Source organism: Streptomyces sp. NPDC048185, assembly GCF_043202495.1.
GTDB lineage: Bacteria > Actinomycetota > Actinomycetes > Streptomycetales > Streptomycetaceae > Streptomyces.
Window position 1 is genome coordinate 55,520 of the sequence record NZ_JBIDAN010000005.1, and the last position, 14,617, is coordinate 70,136.

General features: G+C 74.1%; 13 protein-coding genes and 1 pseudogene. 6 read left to right on the forward strand and 8 right to left on the reverse strand.

Features of this window, described 5'->3' with window-relative positions; genetic code table 11:
* Positions 1-7 precede the first annotated feature (7 nt).
* Complete coding sequence (locus tag ACGF3H_RS16225; protein WP_362500515.1) at positions 8-673, reverse strand: TetR family transcriptional regulator; 666 nt, start codon at positions 671-673, stop codon at positions 8-10.
* 156 nt (positions 674-829) lie between these two features.
* Here ACGF3H_RS16225 and ACGF3H_RS16230 point away from each other — a divergent pair, with 156 nt between their 5' ends.
* Positions 830-1,066 (forward strand): hypothetical protein, encoded by a 237-nt coding sequence (locus tag ACGF3H_RS16230; protein ID WP_362500516.1) that lies wholly within the window; start codon positions 830-832, stop codon positions 1,064-1,066.
* Positions 1,067-1,326: 260 nt separating this feature from the next.
* Positions 1,327-2,985, forward strand: coding sequence for a catalase (locus tag ACGF3H_RS16235; protein WP_362500517.1), 1,659 nt, complete (start codon positions 1,327-1,329; stop codon positions 2,983-2,985).
* Positions 2,986-3,021: 36 nt separating this feature from the next.
* Here the strand turns inward: ACGF3H_RS16235 and ACGF3H_RS16240 are convergent, their stop codons facing one another.
* Entirely contained in the window at positions 3,022-3,885 is an 864-nt protein-coding gene (locus ACGF3H_RS16240; protein ID WP_362500518.1) for a fructosamine kinase family protein, read from the reverse strand.
* A gap of 91 nt (positions 3,886-3,976) precedes the next feature.
* Here ACGF3H_RS16240 and ACGF3H_RS16245 point away from each other — a divergent pair, with 91 nt between their 5' ends.
* Complete coding sequence (locus tag ACGF3H_RS16245) at positions 3,977-4,300, forward strand: hypothetical protein (protein WP_362500519.1); 324 nt, start codon at positions 3,977-3,979, stop codon at positions 4,298-4,300.
* 224 nt (positions 4,301-4,524) lie between these two features.
* On the opposite strand, the gene ACGF3H_RS16250 is transcribed toward ACGF3H_RS16245, so the two are convergent.
* Positions 4,525-5,835: an arsenic transporter gene (locus tag ACGF3H_RS16250; protein ID WP_362500520.1), complete on the reverse strand. Its 1,311-nt coding sequence runs from the start codon at positions 5,833-5,835 to the stop codon at positions 4,525-4,527.
* A gap of 253 nt (positions 5,836-6,088) precedes the next feature.
* Between ACGF3H_RS16250 and ACGF3H_RS16255 the strand changes: the two genes are divergently transcribed.
* A complete protein-coding gene (locus ACGF3H_RS16255) occupies positions 6,089-6,616 on the forward strand; it encodes a hypothetical protein (RefSeq protein WP_362500521.1) in 528 nt (175 codons plus the stop codon).
* Positions 6,617-6,690: 74 nt separating this feature from the next.
* Here ACGF3H_RS16255 and ACGF3H_RS16260 read toward each other — a convergent pair whose 3' ends face one another.
* Entirely contained in the window at positions 6,691-7,950 is a 1,260-nt protein-coding gene (locus tag ACGF3H_RS16260; protein WP_393816496.1) for an MFS transporter, read from the reverse strand.
* 537 nt (positions 7,951-8,487) lie between these two features.
* Between ACGF3H_RS16260 and ACGF3H_RS16265 the strand changes: the two are divergent.
* A pseudogene (locus ACGF3H_RS16265) lies at positions 8,488-9,479 on the forward strand (NAD-dependent epimerase/dehydratase family protein).
* A 71-nt stretch (positions 9,480-9,550) separates the two neighbouring features.
* Here ACGF3H_RS16265 and ACGF3H_RS16270 read toward each other — a convergent pair.
* The 4 genes from ACGF3H_RS16270 to ACGF3H_RS16285 all read right to left on the reverse strand — a co-directional run bounded on the left by ACGF3H_RS16270 (position 9,551) and on the right by ACGF3H_RS16285 (position 13,845).
* Positions 9,551-10,114, reverse strand: coding sequence for a hemerythrin domain-containing protein (locus ACGF3H_RS16270; RefSeq protein ID WP_362500523.1), 564 nt, complete (start codon positions 10,112-10,114; stop codon positions 9,551-9,553).
* Between the two features lie 87 nt (positions 10,115-10,201).
* Positions 10,202-10,735, reverse strand: coding sequence for a DoxX family protein (locus ACGF3H_RS16275; protein ID WP_362500524.1), 534 nt, complete (start codon positions 10,733-10,735; stop codon positions 10,202-10,204).
* Positions 10,736-10,867: 132 nt separating this feature from the next.
* Complete coding sequence (locus tag ACGF3H_RS16280) at positions 10,868-11,359, reverse strand: hypothetical protein (protein WP_362500525.1); 492 nt, start codon at positions 11,357-11,359, stop codon at positions 10,868-10,870.
* A complete protein-coding gene (locus tag ACGF3H_RS16285; protein WP_362500526.1) occupies positions 11,356-13,845 on the reverse strand; it encodes a molybdopterin-dependent oxidoreductase in 2,490 nt (829 codons plus the stop codon). The genes ACGF3H_RS16280 and ACGF3H_RS16285 overlap by 4 nt, the downstream gene beginning before the upstream one ends.
* A gap of 107 nt (positions 13,846-13,952) precedes the next feature.
* On the opposite strand from ACGF3H_RS16285, the gene ACGF3H_RS16290 reads away from it, so the two are divergent.
* Entirely contained in the window at positions 13,953-14,597 is a 645-nt protein-coding gene (locus tag ACGF3H_RS16290; protein WP_362500527.1) for a GNAT family N-acetyltransferase, read from the forward strand.
* Positions 14,598-14,617: the final 20 nt, after the last annotated feature.

Here is a 14,617-nt window from a genome sequence, read left to right on the forward strand (position 1 = left end):
GGTGCTCTCACTCTTCGGTGGTGCTGTCGGGGACCGCGGCTGCGGCCTCCGAGGTCAGGGCGTCGTAGGCCCGCTCCACGAGGGCGGCGAGGTCTGCGGCTCCCGGGTCCTCCCCGGTGCCGCGCGCCCACAGGCGCAGGGCGGCGACGAGGACTCCGGCGGCGGCGTCGACGATCGCGGCCGGGCGCACGTCCCGGGCGTCGTCCGTGCCGAGCCGGCCGGCGACGATCCGGATCGACTCCTCCTGGGCGTCGACGCGGATGCGCTGGTAGGCGGCGAACAGGTCGGGCTCGCTGTCCACCAGGGACAGCAGCCGGCGCATCCGCGGACGCACGTGCCAGGCCGGGTCCTCCCGGTCGGCCAGCCAGTCGCGCACCGCCCTGCGGTAGGCGAGCAGGGGCGGTTCGCCGGCCGGACGCAGGCGCAGCAGTGCGTTGATGCGGTCGCCGTCGCGGCGGACGAAGTCCAGTGCGGCGTCCTCCTTGCCCGCGAAGTGCCGGCTGAACGTGCGGCGCGTGACGTCCGCCCGCTCGGCGATGGCCTCCACCGTGGTCCCCGCCGGTCCCTGTTCCAGGAGCAGGTCGCAGGCGGCGGTGGCCAGCGCGTCGCGGGTCCGCCGCGCCTTGCGCTGCCTTCGGTCCTCGGGGGCGGTGGGGGGCTTCGTCGCCGTCATGCCTCCGAGCGTACACCCGTTAATGTCCCAGTGGGACATGTGACCCAATGGGACATCATTGACTGCGTGGGACCAGCGCGGCGGCGCCGTGTGCCCCGGCGCGGCCCGGGTACCCGGCCCCGGACCCCGGACGACCACCACGCATGGGAGGCCCGCATGACCAGCGGTACGGAGACCGGCGGCGTGACCGGCACGCAGGACAAGGACTACAACCTCATCTGGTACGTCGAGTCGTGCCTGAGCAACGCGCTGCGCCTGGAGACGTACATCCAGGACGCCGAGCGCACCAAGGACACCGAGGCCGCGGAGCTGTTCCGCAAGGCACAGGCGGACAGCCGCAAGGGAGCCGAACTCGGCAAGGGGCTGCTGCGCACCCGCCTGAACGGCAACTGACCACGCACCCCGCCGTCCGGGGCCCGGACACCGCCACGGCTCGGTGACCGGGCCTCCGGCGTGCCGCGGGACGGCTGAGGGGGTCCGGGGCTCGCCCTGTCGCACCGGCCCGCACGACACCGTCACCGAAGCTGCGCAAACTGGGGTGTGACGGACACCGGCGGCCCGGGCACTCGGGCCGCCCATGTGCGCGGCCGACGGCCGCCTCGCAGCTCAGGGCCGCGCCCGACGTCGGCCACGAGTCGAAGGAGCCCACGAACATGACGGACGTATCGAGCCAGGGACCCGGCCCGGGCGACGACCGGAAGGTGCTCACCAACCGACAGGGACACCCCGTCTACGACAACCAGAACCAGCGCACGGTCGGTGCCCGCGGCCCCGCCACGCTGGAGAACTACCAGTTCCTCGAGAAGATCAGCCACTTCGACCGGGAGCGCATCCCCGAACGCGTCGTGCACGCCCGGGGCGTGACCGCGTACGGGTACTTCGAGGCGTACGGCGCCTGGGGCGACGAGCCCATCGACCGCTTCACCCGGGCCAAGCTGTTCCAGGAGCGGGGCAAGCGCACCGACGTGGCCGTCCGCTTCTCCACCGTCATCGGCGGCCGCGACTCCGCGGAGACGGCCCGCGACCCGCGCGGCTTCGCCGTGAAGTTCTACACCGAGGACGGCAACTGGGACCTCGTCGGCAACAACCTGGGCGTCTTCTTCATCCGGGACGCGATCAAGTTCCCCGACGTCATCCACGCCCTCAAGCCGGACCCGGTGACGTTCGAACAGCAGCCGCGGCGCATCTTCGACTTCATGTCGCAGACGCCGGAGAGCATGCACATGCTGGTCAACCTGTTCAGCCCGCGTGGCATCCCGGCGGACTACCGCCACCAGCAGGGTTTCGGCGTCAACACCTACAAGTGGGTCAACGCGGCGGGTGACACCAAGCTCGTCAAGTACCACTGGATGCCCAAGCAGGGCGTGCGCAGCATGACCGAGGAGGACGCCGCCAACGTCCAGGCGCACAGCCTCGGCCACGCGACCAAGGACCTCTACGACGCCGTGACCCGCGGCGACCACCCCGAGTGGGAGCTGCTCGTCCAGATGATGGACGACCACGACCACCCGGAGCTCGACTTCGACCCGCTCGACGACACCAAGACCTGGCCCGAGCAGGACTTCCCGCCCAGGCCGGTCGGCCGGATGGTGCTCGACCGGATGCCGGAGAACTACTTCGCGGAGAACGAGCAGATCTCCTTCGGCACCGGTGTCCTCGTCGACGGGCTGGACTTCTCCGACGACAAGATGCTGGTCGGCCGCACCTTCTCGTACAGCGACACCCAGCGCTACCGGGTAGGCCCCAACTACCTCCAGCTGCCCGTCAACCAGCCCAAGAACGCGCGGGTGCACACCAACCAGCGCGACGGCCAGATGGCGTACGACCAGGACGGCGGCGGGGAGAACCCCCTCGTCAACTACGAGCCGTCGATCATGGGCGGTCTCCGCGAGGCGCAGTACCCGACCCACGACGACCAGGGCCCGGAGATCAGCGGCCGCCTCACCCGCAAGCGCATCCCGCGCACCAACGACTACCTCCAGGCCGGGCAGCGCTACCTGCTGCTGGAGGACTGGGAACGCGACGACCTGGTGGCGAACTTCGTCAACCTGCTCTCCCAGTGCGACCGGCCGGTGCAGGAACGCATGGTGTGGCACTTCCTGCTGGTCGAGAACGACCTCGGCCTGCGGGTCGGCGAGGGCATCGGCATCAGCCCGCAGGACGTCCGGCACCTGGAGCCGCTGGCGAGCCAGGACCTCACCGACGAGGACCGCGAGCGCCTGGGCAACCTCGGCAAGAACCCGCCGCGGAACGTGGAGGGCCTCACGATGACCCACTGCGTGCCCGACGAACGGCACGTCGTGACCCGCTGACGCCGACGACCGTCACCGCACGGGCCGCCTCGCCTCTCACCCGGCCAGGGCGGCCCGTGCCGCGGCCACGGCCTGCTCGGCGTAGCCGCGCCCGAACAGCACGGCGTGCACCAGCAGCGGGAAGAGCTGGTGCACGCGGACGCGGCCCGTCCAGCCGTCGGCGAGCGGCGCCGCCTGCCGGTAGCCGTCCAGGACGCGCTCCAGGTGCGGGCAGCCGAACAGGCGCAGCATGGCCAGATCGGTCTCGCGGTGCCCGCCGTGCGCGGCCGGATCGATCAGCCGGACGTGCCCGTCGGCGCCCCACAGCACGTTGCCGTTCCACAGGTCGCCGTGCAGACGCGAGGGCGGCTCGGCCGGCCCGGCCAGCTCGGGCAGCCGCTCGCACACCCGCTCCACGTCGGCCGCCTCGGCGGCCCGCACGGTGCCCGCGTCGACCGCACGGCGCAGATACGGCAGCACCCGGTGCTCGGCGTACCACCGCGGCCAGGCGTCCCCCGTGACGTTGCGCATCGGGGCGAGCCCGATGTACGCCTCCACGGGCCCGCCGGGCGGCGGGGACCCGAAGGCGGGCGCCCCGGCGGCGTGCAGGACCGCCAGCTCCCGGCCGAACCCGGCCGCCGCCTCCTCGCTCGGCGGTCCCTCCACGACCCGGTCGGTGACCAGCCAGTACGCGTCGTCGCCGTGCACCGCGGGAATCCGGACGCCGCCCGCGTCGGCCAGCCAGCGCAGCCCCGCCGCCTCGGCCCGTGCCGCCCCGGCGCCCTCCCCGCGCTTGACCACCACCGTGCGTCCGTCGTCCAGGTCCGCCTCGGCGAGCGTCCCGGACAGCCGGCGCTCACCGGTGACCGGCCGGCCGGTGAACCGGGCGGCGACGGCCGACGGCGAGAGTGCGCGAGACATGGCGGTCAGACTACGGCCGGGCACCGCCGACCCGGTGAAAAACGCGCACGGCGCCGAGGGAACACCCCGGGAGCGGGGGAGCAGTGGGACTATGACCAGTTCAGCATTCCATCGCACCATCGTCCTGCCGGCTCCCGTGTGCGAACAGGCCGCACAGCATCTCGAACACGCGGTCCAGAAGGCCATCGACGGCGCCGCGACCCCCTGGCGCGCGTTCCGCGGTGCCGACGGCGACGACTTCGCGTTCTCCGTCCCGGTGGTCGAGCAGGCCGCCAGCTGTCTGCTGGTGCTGGCCGCCGAGAGCGCCCAGAGCCTGCGCCCCTCCGCCCTGCGTGCCCTGATCACCGTGGCCCTGCACCTGCGGGACGCCGCCGAGGCCGTACGGCGCCCCACCCTCACCGGCGGAGCGTGGTGAGCGCGGGTCCCGTTGACGCGGGGGCGGTCCGGTGAGGGTGCGGTCCGGTGAGCGCGGGTGTCGCCCGGTGGGTGCGTGGGTGGTCTGCGGTCGTAGCGGCGCGGTGAGTGGGTGCGGGTCTCGCGGGTCCGTGGGCGGTGCGGTGGGTGTGTCGCGGTCCGGTGGGTGTGCGGGCGGGCCGGCGGGGGCCGGTGCTGTCCGGTGGGTGCGGGGCCAGCGGGGTGTCACGGGCCGATCAGGCGCAGCATCCCCCACAGCGCCACGGTCGACACGGCCAGCGTGGTGGGGACGGTGAGCAGCCCCAGCCGGGTGAATCTGCCGAGGTCCGCCTCGATGCCGTGCCGGTGCAGGACCCGTCGCCACAGCAGGGTGGCGAGCGAGCCGACGTAGGTCAGGTTCGGGCCCAGGTTCACGCCGAGCAGCACGGCCAGGACGGGGCCCGGCCCCGCGGGCGCGGTCAGGGGGAGCAGGGCCAGGACGGCCGGCAGGTTGTTGATGAGGTTGGCCAGCACCGCGGCGACCGTGGCCACGCCCAGCAGCGCCGGCAGCGAGTGGCCCTCGGGCAGCAGGTGCCGGAGCCCGGTGGCGAGGCCGCCCGCCACCACGCCCTGCACCACGATGCCGAGGGCCAGCACGAACAGGCAGAACAACGGGGCGGCCGCCCCCACCAGCTCCCGGGGCGTGACGTGGCGCCGGGACAGCGCCCGCCCACCGAGCACCAGGACCCCGGCGAGCGCCGCCCACGCGGGCTCCAGCCCGGCCGGCGAGGCCAGGGCGAACCCGGCCAGGGTCAGGGCCAGGACGACGAGGGTGAAGCGCGGGACCGCGGGCTCCGGCACCCGCAGCCCGTCGGCCCCTGCCCCGGCTCCGGGATCGACGGCGGGCGCGGACGCGGGCGCGGACAGGTCGGCGCGGAAGAAGCGGCGGAACACGACGTACTCGACGGCGATCGCGGCCAGCCAGGGCAGTGACATCAGCGCGGCGAACCGGGTGAAGCTCAGCCCGCTGGCCGTGAACGCCAGCAGATTCGTCAGGTTCGAGACCGGCAGCAGCAGAGACGCCGAGTTCGCCAGGTGCGCGGTGGCGTACACGTGCGGGCGTGCCCGGGCGCCGGACCGGGCCGCGGTGGCGAGCACCACGGGGGTGAGCAGGACGACGGTGGCGTCCAGGCTGAGCACGGCCGTGACCGCGGCGGCCACCGCGAACACGCCCGTCAGCAGCCGCCGCGGACTGTCACCGCACCGGCGGGCCACCGCGGCGCCGACGGCCTCGAACAGGCCCTCCTTCGCGCACAGGTAGGCCAGCATCAGGACCAGGGCCAGGAAGCCGACGACCGGCAGCAGCGTGCGGGTCTGCTCCCAGGCCTCGTGCGGCGTGACGATACCCAGCACCACGGCCAGCGCGGCGGCGGGTACGGCGGCCGCGGCCTCCGGCAGCCCCCGGGGGCGCAGCACGGCGAAGGCCAGCACGGCGAGCAGCAGGGCGACCGAGAGGGCCTCGGGGACGAGGGCGGTACTCAGGGGGTTCTCCTCCACACCAGAGGCCGGGCGGGCACCCGGTGATCGGCAGGGTCCAAGGATGACACCGCTCGGCGCGGGCCGGTCTCATCCGGCCGGGGGGCCGGGGGCCGGATGTGTCCGAGGCCACGTGGTGGACGAGACCCGGGCCATGTCCCGCGCGGCGCGCCGCGGGCTACGGTGTGCGCGGGCTCCCTTCCCGGCCCGGGACCTCGTGTCCTCACGGGCCGGCGCCCCTGTCCCCACGACGAGCAGTTCGGACGGTCCGGCAGTGCATGCAGATCTCTCCCCCGTGATCGCGGCGACCACCCAGTGGCTCACGGGCGCCTATCCGGCGTCCGGCGGCGCGCTGGCCTCCGCCCTGTGCGAGGCGCAGGCGCGGCAGGCCGTGACCGTCGCGGCCCGGTTGCGCTATCCCACCCCGATCGACGCCGCACTGATGGCCGTGTCGGGCCCGGGCGGCTCCGGCCGCCTCGACTGGATCACCGGCGTGGACGGCACGCCGGCCGCCGACCTGGACGAGTACGCGTGGCGGACCTGGGTGGACGAGGTCGTGACGAGCTGGGCGGCGTGTCTGCTGACCGACCCGGAGCTGGCGGCCCTGGCCGTGGCGGCGCTCGCCGAGGCCGGTCCCGCCGCGGGGACGCCGGTCGAGTTCCGCCGCCTGCTCGAGCCCGACGAGAGCGACCGGCGGGCGGCGGCGCTGCTGCGCCACCCCGACCTGCTCGCGTCCGTCGCGGAACTGCACCTGGACCAGCTCATCGACCGCCTCGGCCCGGACCAGGCCCTGGTCGCCTGACCGGCGGCGGCGGCCCGTTCGGGGGCGGCGGGGGACCTCGCGGAACTGGGCGACGCCCCCCCCGCGCCCGCAGGTCAGGCCGCTGTTCCCAACGCCGCCGGCGCCGGCGGCACGGCGGCGCCGGCCGTCACCGGCACCGCCCGCGCGGGCCTGCGGGACTCCAGCACGTACCCCGCCCCGATCGTCGCGGCGATGATCAGGCCGCCCGCCATCAGCGCGCCCCGCGCCCCGGCGAGCTCCATCAGCAGGCCGAGCGCCGGCGGCCCGCCGAGGCTCCACACCGTGCCGATGCTGCCCCACACGCCGAGCACCCGGCCCCGCAGGTGCGGGGGCGGGTCGGTCTGCAGGACCGCCGTGCCCGCGGTGTCGGAGACGGACTCCACCACCGCCATCGGCAGCACCATCACCAGCAGGACGGCCAGGGACGGCGACAGCCCGGCCACCACCTGCAGCAGACCGCCCGCCGCCGCCAGCGCGCCCACGACCCGCACCGAGGGCCGGCGCAGCCGGGCGCCCAGGACCGCGCCGACGATGCCGCCGACCGCCAGGACGGTGGAGACCGTGCCGAACGAGCCCGCACCGCCCGCGAGCGGCCCGGTGACGAGCACGGCCAGCGTGAGCTGGTAGTTGCGCCCGAAGACGGCGCTGACACCGGTCACGCCGGCCAGCGCGAGCAGCCGGGGACGACGCGCGAAGAAGGCCAGGCCCTCCCGCACGCTCATGCCGCCGCGCGCGTCACGCCGGCCGGGTGCGGTGCGCACCGCCGGCCCGGCCGTCCGGGCGGCCCCGCGGGCGGGGCGGAGGAAGGGGATGACCGACGCCACGAACAGGAACGACAGCCCGTTCGCGGCGTAGGCGGCGGCCGTACCGAGGAAGCCGACCGTCACACCGGCGAGCGCGGCGCCCGTGAGCCGGCCCGACTGGTGCACCAGCGCGCCCACCCCGATCGCGGACGGGACGTCCTCGGGCGGTACCAGGTCGTTGCCCAGCAGGGAGCACGCCGGGCCGTCGACGGTGGCGATGACGCCGGTGACGGCGGCCAGCACCATCAGCGAGGTGATGTCGAGGCGGTCCAGCGCCACCAGGAGGGCCGTCGTGAAGGCCACCGCGCCGAGCAGTGCCTGACTGACCGCGGCCGTCAGTTTCCGCGGCCAGCGGTCCACGGCCGCGCCGCCGAACACGCTGATCAGCAGCGCGGGCGCGGCCTGCACGGACATGGACAGGCCCGTCGCCGCGGCGGAGCCGGTGATCTGCAGGACCAGCAGGTTCTGCACCGTGAGCTGCATCCACGTGCCGGCGTTCGACACGAAGTTCGCGACGGACCACCAGCGCATGCTGCGGTACCGCAGGGAACGCCACGGCGAGCGGGACGAGGAGCCGGACGGAGCCGGTGCGGGCAGCGGCGCAGGGGCCGGCGGAGCGGGGGGTGAGGAGGAAGACACAGAGCGCCACTCGAAGGCGAGTCGTGAGACCCGGAAGGGACAGGAAGACGGGAGTGAGGACGCCGGCTGCGCTGCGCGGCCACTCCGATGAGCCGGGAGACGGCGCCGACCATCGTGGCAGAAGGGGTGGCCGAGTCCGTGCCGGCCGACCGTTCGGCGCCGGTCCTGCGGGCGCCAAGACGCCGCGGGGGCGGGACAGTTGGCCGAGTGAGTGTGGTTGATCACAGGGTCCGTCCCGTGCCGGACGGCCGCCGCGGGGTCGTGAGGGCCGCCACAGCGGTGCCGTGCCGCGCGGCCCGTGGTCCGGCCCGACGACGTGTACGGGCGGGGCACGGCAGACGTCAGAGCATGAAAGCGACTCGGTGGGGCACCCGGGGCAGGCTCGTCACGCGTTCCGCCGGTGCAGCCCGGAGGAAGGACGGTTTCCTCATGATGCCGATGGCGGCGTTCACCCCGTCCGACAGGGCGCGCGCACCGTGGGGCAGGGCCCTGGTGACCGGCGGTGCCGGCTTCCTGGGCTCCCATCTCTGCACCCGTCTGCTCGATTCGGATGTCGAAGTCGACTGCCTGGACAACCTCTCCACGGGGCGGGCCGAGAAGGTGGCCCATCTGGCCGGCCGCCCCGGGTTCCGCTTCCTGGAGCGGGACATCTCCGAGCCCGGCTGCGCCCGGGTCCTCACCGGCCCGTACGACCTCGTCCTGCATCTGGCAGGCCCCGCGTGCCCCGCCGCCTGGCCGGAGCGGCCCGTCGACCTGCTCGACGCCGGCAGCCTCGGCACCCGGGCCGCCCTGGGCGTCGCGGCACGGGACGGCGCCCGGTTCCTGCTCGCCTCCTCGCCGCCGTACCCGGCGGGCCACGACACCGACCCGGTCGGCCCGCACAGCGCGGGGCCGAGGCCGTCCGGTTCGCCGAGGCCCTGGTCGCCGCGCACGCGGCCGCCCACGGCTCGAACGCCGGGATCGTGCGGCTGTTCACCGGCTACGGGCCGGGCATGCGGACCGACGACGGCGGAACGCCGGCCGCCTTCATCGAGCAGGCGCTGGCCGGGCAACCGGTCACCGTGCCCGGTGACGGCAGCCTCACGCACCCCCTGTGCTACGTCGACGACATGGTGGACGGCGTACTGCTGGTGGCGGCCGGCCGCTCGGTACGGCCCGTGGACCTCGGCGGCGACGAGGAGCCGACGGCTCTGGAGATCGCCCGGCGCGTGATCGACCTGACCGGTTCCGCATCGCCGCTCGCCTTCGTCGAGGCACCGGCCGACCGGCCCGTTCCGCCCCGCCCGGTCACCGGCTTCGCCCGGGAGATCTTCGGCTGGCTGCCGGGCGTGACCTGGCAGGAGGGCCTGGAGCGGACCGTCACCGCCCTCCGGGACCGGCCCGAACCGGTGCCGACGACGATGGCGAGGGAGCGCGCCTGAACCGAGCAACGGAGGAGGGGGACCCGCCGCCGGCGGGTCCCCCTCCTCCGTTGCTCGGTCCTTCGCGCTCGTCAGTCGCTCTTGCCCCGGCCCGTCAGCGCGTCCCGTACGCGGTCGACCATGCCCGCGCCCGGTGCGAGGAGCTTGTTCATCGGAGGCTTGTCCGGGGCGGCGGGGTGCGGCCGCGTCGGTGCCGTCTTCTTCGCCTGGCGGACCTTGTCGCCCAACTCGTCCAGGGCGTCGGCCGGACATGCCGCGCGGAGCCGGGGGAAGAGGTTGTCCTCCTCGTCGGCGACATGGGACCGGATCTCGCTCATCAGCTTGCCGATCAACCGGTCGAACTCGGCGTCGTCCGCCTCGCAGCCCTCCAGGTCCTTCATGATCTGCTCGGCCTCGGCGTGGTCCTCGAGCTCCTTGTCGGCGAGGGCGCCGCCGTCCGGCACGTGCTCGCGAACGGCCGGATAGAGGTAGGCCTCCTCCGCCACCGAGTGCCGGACCAGCTCGATCGTCACCTGATCGGCGTACGTCTTGCGGTCCTTGTGACCGGGCGGTAGCGCCTCGATCTTCCCGAAGAGCTCCTCGACCTCGCGGTGATCGGTCGTCAGCTCGTCGATGACGTTTCCACCGTGTCCCATGCTCCACCTCCAGTCGGATCGTGACGGTCGGGGGACCAACCCGCCACGGGCGTCGGGTCCCCGCGCGGGCGCCGGGCTAACGCCCGTTCAGCAGCCCAGCTTCGAGCGGACGCTGCCGGCCGCCGCCGCGGGCCGGGCCGTGGCCCGGACCGAGCGCCGCACCGTGCGGGCGTCGTGCCGCAGCCCCTTGGCGGCGTGCCGGCCCCGCCACATCAGCGAGGGCGCGCCGCCGGTGTCGTCCGCGGCGATCAGCAGGCCGCCCATCATGGACAGGTTCTTCAGGAAGTGGATGCGCTGCTGGGCGCGGTCGCCCGGGTCCTCGGCCTCCCAGAAGCGGTGCCCGGCCAGCGTGGTGGGCACCAGGGTGGCGGCGATGGCCAGGGCGGACAGCCGGGGGAACTTGCCGAGTCCGAGCATGATGCCGCCCACCACCTGTACGGCGCCGTTGAGCCGTACGAGTTGTTCGGTGCTCTCCGGCAGCGCGGCCACGCGGTCGGTCACGGGCCGGACGACGGGTTCGGCCGCCGGCGCCACGTCCTGGGGCCGGCGCAGGGAGTGCAGGCCGCCTGCGACGAACATCGAGGCGAGCATCGGCCGGCCGGCCATGCGCAGAAGACTCATGACGCTCTCTCCAGGGTTGCCAAGGGTGTGGTGTCTATCGGGATCATCAGGTGCCCCGGCGGGGCGGCGCCATTCGGCGCCGGGTGCGGCTCCGGCGTCCGTCGCCACCGGGACGTGGGCGCTTCCCGCTGGTCACAGGCTGGTGAGGAGCTGCGGCGACAGATTCTTGATCATGGTGTTGGTCCAGCGCATTTGGCGCAGCGTCTGCGGGTGGCAGGCGGAGGCCAGGTCCAGCAGACCGCCGTCCTTCGACGCCTGGGCGGCCTGGGCGAGCATCTCCCAGTGCAGTGAGTTCTCCGTGGCGCCGAGGTGCAGTTCGCGCAGGTCGCGCAGGAGGAGCAGGCCGGGTTCGGGCCGGTGCGCCACGGCCTCGCCCGCCTGCTCGCGCAGGGATGCGAACACGCCGCCCGACGCGTCGTCCGGCGGGTCGCCGAAGTCGAGGCCGTGGTGGCCGGCGGTCTCGGCCAGCCGCCGGACGTGCTCGTGCGACCAGCGGGCGAGGTCGGTCGCGACGTGGTGCACCTCGTGCTCGGCGCGGTGCCGCTCGGCGACGGCCGTCAGGTCGTGCGCCAGGCGCCGCTCGCCTCGGTGCAGGGTGCGCAGGGTCAGGGTGATGCCGTTCACCGGGCGCCCTCCTCGCGGCCGTGCGGGAACCGGGCCGGTACCCGCGTCGTGTGAGCCGCCGGCCCGCCCGCCGTGGCCGGGACGCCGGCGGCCACGGCGGGCGCCGACGCGGTGGTGGTCGGGGCCGGTGCCGGGCGGCCGTCGCCGCGTTCGACGAGGGTGAGGGCGGCGGTGGACGTCTTGAACAGCGGCTGCTTGGAGACCGGGTCCCAGTCGGTGACGGTCGTCTCGTTGGCGGCCCGGCCGGGGGTGTCCGGACCCGGCCCGGACCCGCCCTCGGTGTCCCAGTAGCCGTAGTGGAACGGCACGAAGAGCAGCCCCGGCCGGATGCCGGTCACCCGCAGCCGCCCCCGCAGCGAGCCGCGCCTGCCGGTGACCTCGACCAGGTCTCCCTCGCCGAGGCCGAGCCGGTCCGCGTCGTGGGTGGAGATCTCCACCCACACGTCCGGGGCGGCGTCGGCGAGCTGACGGGCCCGGCCGGTCTTCGTCCGGGTGTGGAAGTGGTAGATCGTCCGGCCCGTGGTGAGCTGGAACGGGTACTCCTCGTCCGGTTCCTCGTGCGGCGGCTGATAGGCGGCGGCCTTCAGGACGGCCTTCCCGTCCGGGTTGAGGGAGCGGTACTCCACCACCTCGACGGACGCCCCGGTCTCCAGGTCCTTGCCGTAGCTCTCGCACACGTCCGGGTGGGCCCAGGGGATGCCGTCGGTGTAGAGCCGGGCGGTGCCCTCCGGCGCGCTCTCGTCGCAGGGCCACTGGATGCCGCTGGTGCCGCGCAGCTTGTCGTAGGTCAGGCCGGTGTAGTCGCAGGGTCGCCCCGCGCTGCACCGCTTCCACGCCTCGAACGCCGACTCCGGGTCGTGCCAGGTGATCAGCGGGCCGCCGTCCTTGTCCCGGAAGTCCATGCGCCGCGCGTACTCCAGGAAGATGTCCAGGTCGGGCCGGGCCTCGCCGGGCGGCTCGACGGCCTTGACCGACAGGTGCACGGTGCGGTCGGCGTTGGTCAGCGCGCCGGTCTTCTCGCCCCAGGTGGCGGCCGGCAGGACCACGTCGGCCAGTTGGGCGGTCTCCGTCAGGAACAGGTCCTGCACCACCGTGAACAGCCGGTCCTGGGACAGGACCGAGCGGATCCGCGGGAGTTCGGGCAGGGAGACGGCGGGATTGGTGCCGCTGATCCACAGCATGCGGATCGAGCCCTGCTCGGCGTACCGGAACATCTGCATCGCGTGGGTCGGCGGCGCGTAGTGCGGGATGGTCTCCGGCTCCACGTTCCACACCCTGGCCAGGTCGGCGACGTGGTCGTCGTTCTGCCAGTTGCGAAAGCCCGGCAGGTCGCCGTCGGCACCGCACTCGCGGGTGTTCTGGGCGGTGGGCTGGCCGTTCATCTGGAGCAGGCCGGCGCCCGGGCGACCCAGCATGCCGCGGATCAGGTGCAGGTTGTTGACCTGCACCGCCGCGGCCGTGGCCTGGTGGGACTGGTAGACGCCCTGGAGGACGGTGGACACCAACGCGTCGGTGGTGCCCACGAGTTCGGCGGCCTCCTCGATGCGGGCGGCGGGGACGTCGCAGATGCCGGCGGCCCACTCGGGGGTGCAGTGGGCGACCCGGCCGGCCAGTTCCTCGAAGCCGACGGTGTGCGCGGCGATGAAGTCGCGGTCGATCCTGTCGTGCCGGATCGTCTCGTGCAGCAGGGCGTTGAGCAGCGCGACATTGGTGCCGACACGGGGCGCGAGGTGCACGGCGGCATGCGCGGCGACCCGGGTCGGCCGTGGGTCCACGCACAGCAGGCGCGGCGGATCGGCACCCTCCAGCCGGTCCAGCAGCCGCATCCACTGCACGGGCTGGGTCTCGGCGATGTTGTGGCCGAACAGGGCGATCACGTCGGCGTGGTCGAAGTCGTCGTAGCTGCCGGGCTGCCCGTCGCAGCCGAACGTCTCCTTCAACGCCTCCGCGGCCGTCGACGTGCACAGGCGGGTGTTGCCGTCCAGGTGCGCGGTGCCGATGCCGGCCCGGGCGAGGACCGCGAGCGTGTAGTACTCCTCCAGGAACAGCTGTCCGCTGGTGTAGAAGCCGATCGAGCCGGGGCCGCGCTGCTCGAGCAGCTCGCGCGAACGGGCCGCCACCAGGTCCAGCGCGGTGTCCCAGTCCGTCTCCACCAGCCGCCCGCCCCGCCGGACGAGCGGACGGGTCAGCCGGTCGGGAGAGGCGTTCGCCTGCCATCCGAACAGGTCCTTCGGGCCCAGCCTGCCCCGGTTGACCCGGTCCGTGTCCCGCCCGCGCACGCCCACCATCCGGCCGTCGGCCACCGCGACGTCCATCGCGTCGCCGTCGGAGTGCAGGACCGACGCGGACTGCACCCACCGCTCCACCGCGTCCGGGTCCACGCCCTGCGCGAGGAACGTGTCCACCCGGGCGGGCCAGGTCTCGTGCCGTCCGTAGGGCGACCTGCCGCCCCAGGGGTGCGCGACCCGGTCCTCCGACTCCTCCATGCAGCCCTCCGCTCACGTTCCGTACCGCTCGCGCGCCGGGTACCCGCCCACCGCCGGCCGACGCAAAACGTGTTGTGGGAGCGCTCCCAAGCGGGCAGGATGCCGTGGTGACTTCGACTGCCGCCGTACGCCCCTACCGTCCCGCCGACGCACCGGCCCTCGACGACATCTGCATCAGCACCGCCCACAACGGCCGCGACAGCCGGCCCTTCTACACCGACCCCACCGTCCTGCCCGCGATCTTCGCCGCGCCCTACGTCCGTCTCGACCCGACTCTGGCCTTCGTGCTGGACGACGGGCAGGGCCGGGCCGTGGGCTACATCCTCGGCACGGCGGACACCCCGCGCTTCGCCGAGGAGTTCCGTGCGAAGTGGCTGCCACGGGTCGCCGACCGCTACCCGGCGCCGGACGGGCCGCCCGGCACCCCGGACGAGCTCATGGCCACCCTGCTGCACGACCCCGAGCGCATGATCGTGCCCGAACTGGCCGCCTACCCCGCCCATCTTCACATCGACCTGCTGCCCGAGTGGCAGGGCCGCGGCTACGGACGGGAACTCATGCGCACCTTCTGGCGGGCGCTGCGCGAGCGCGGAGTGCCGTCCGTCCACCTGGTCATGGCGACGGCCAACGTGCCCGCCCGCGCCTTCTACGACCGTCTGGGCTTCCACGAGATCGAGACGGCCGGCCTGGACCCCGCGGACGTCACCTGTCTGGGGCGCACGACCGAGGAGCGCGTCGGCCCCCGTTCCTGAGCCGCCGGGCGGGCGGGTGC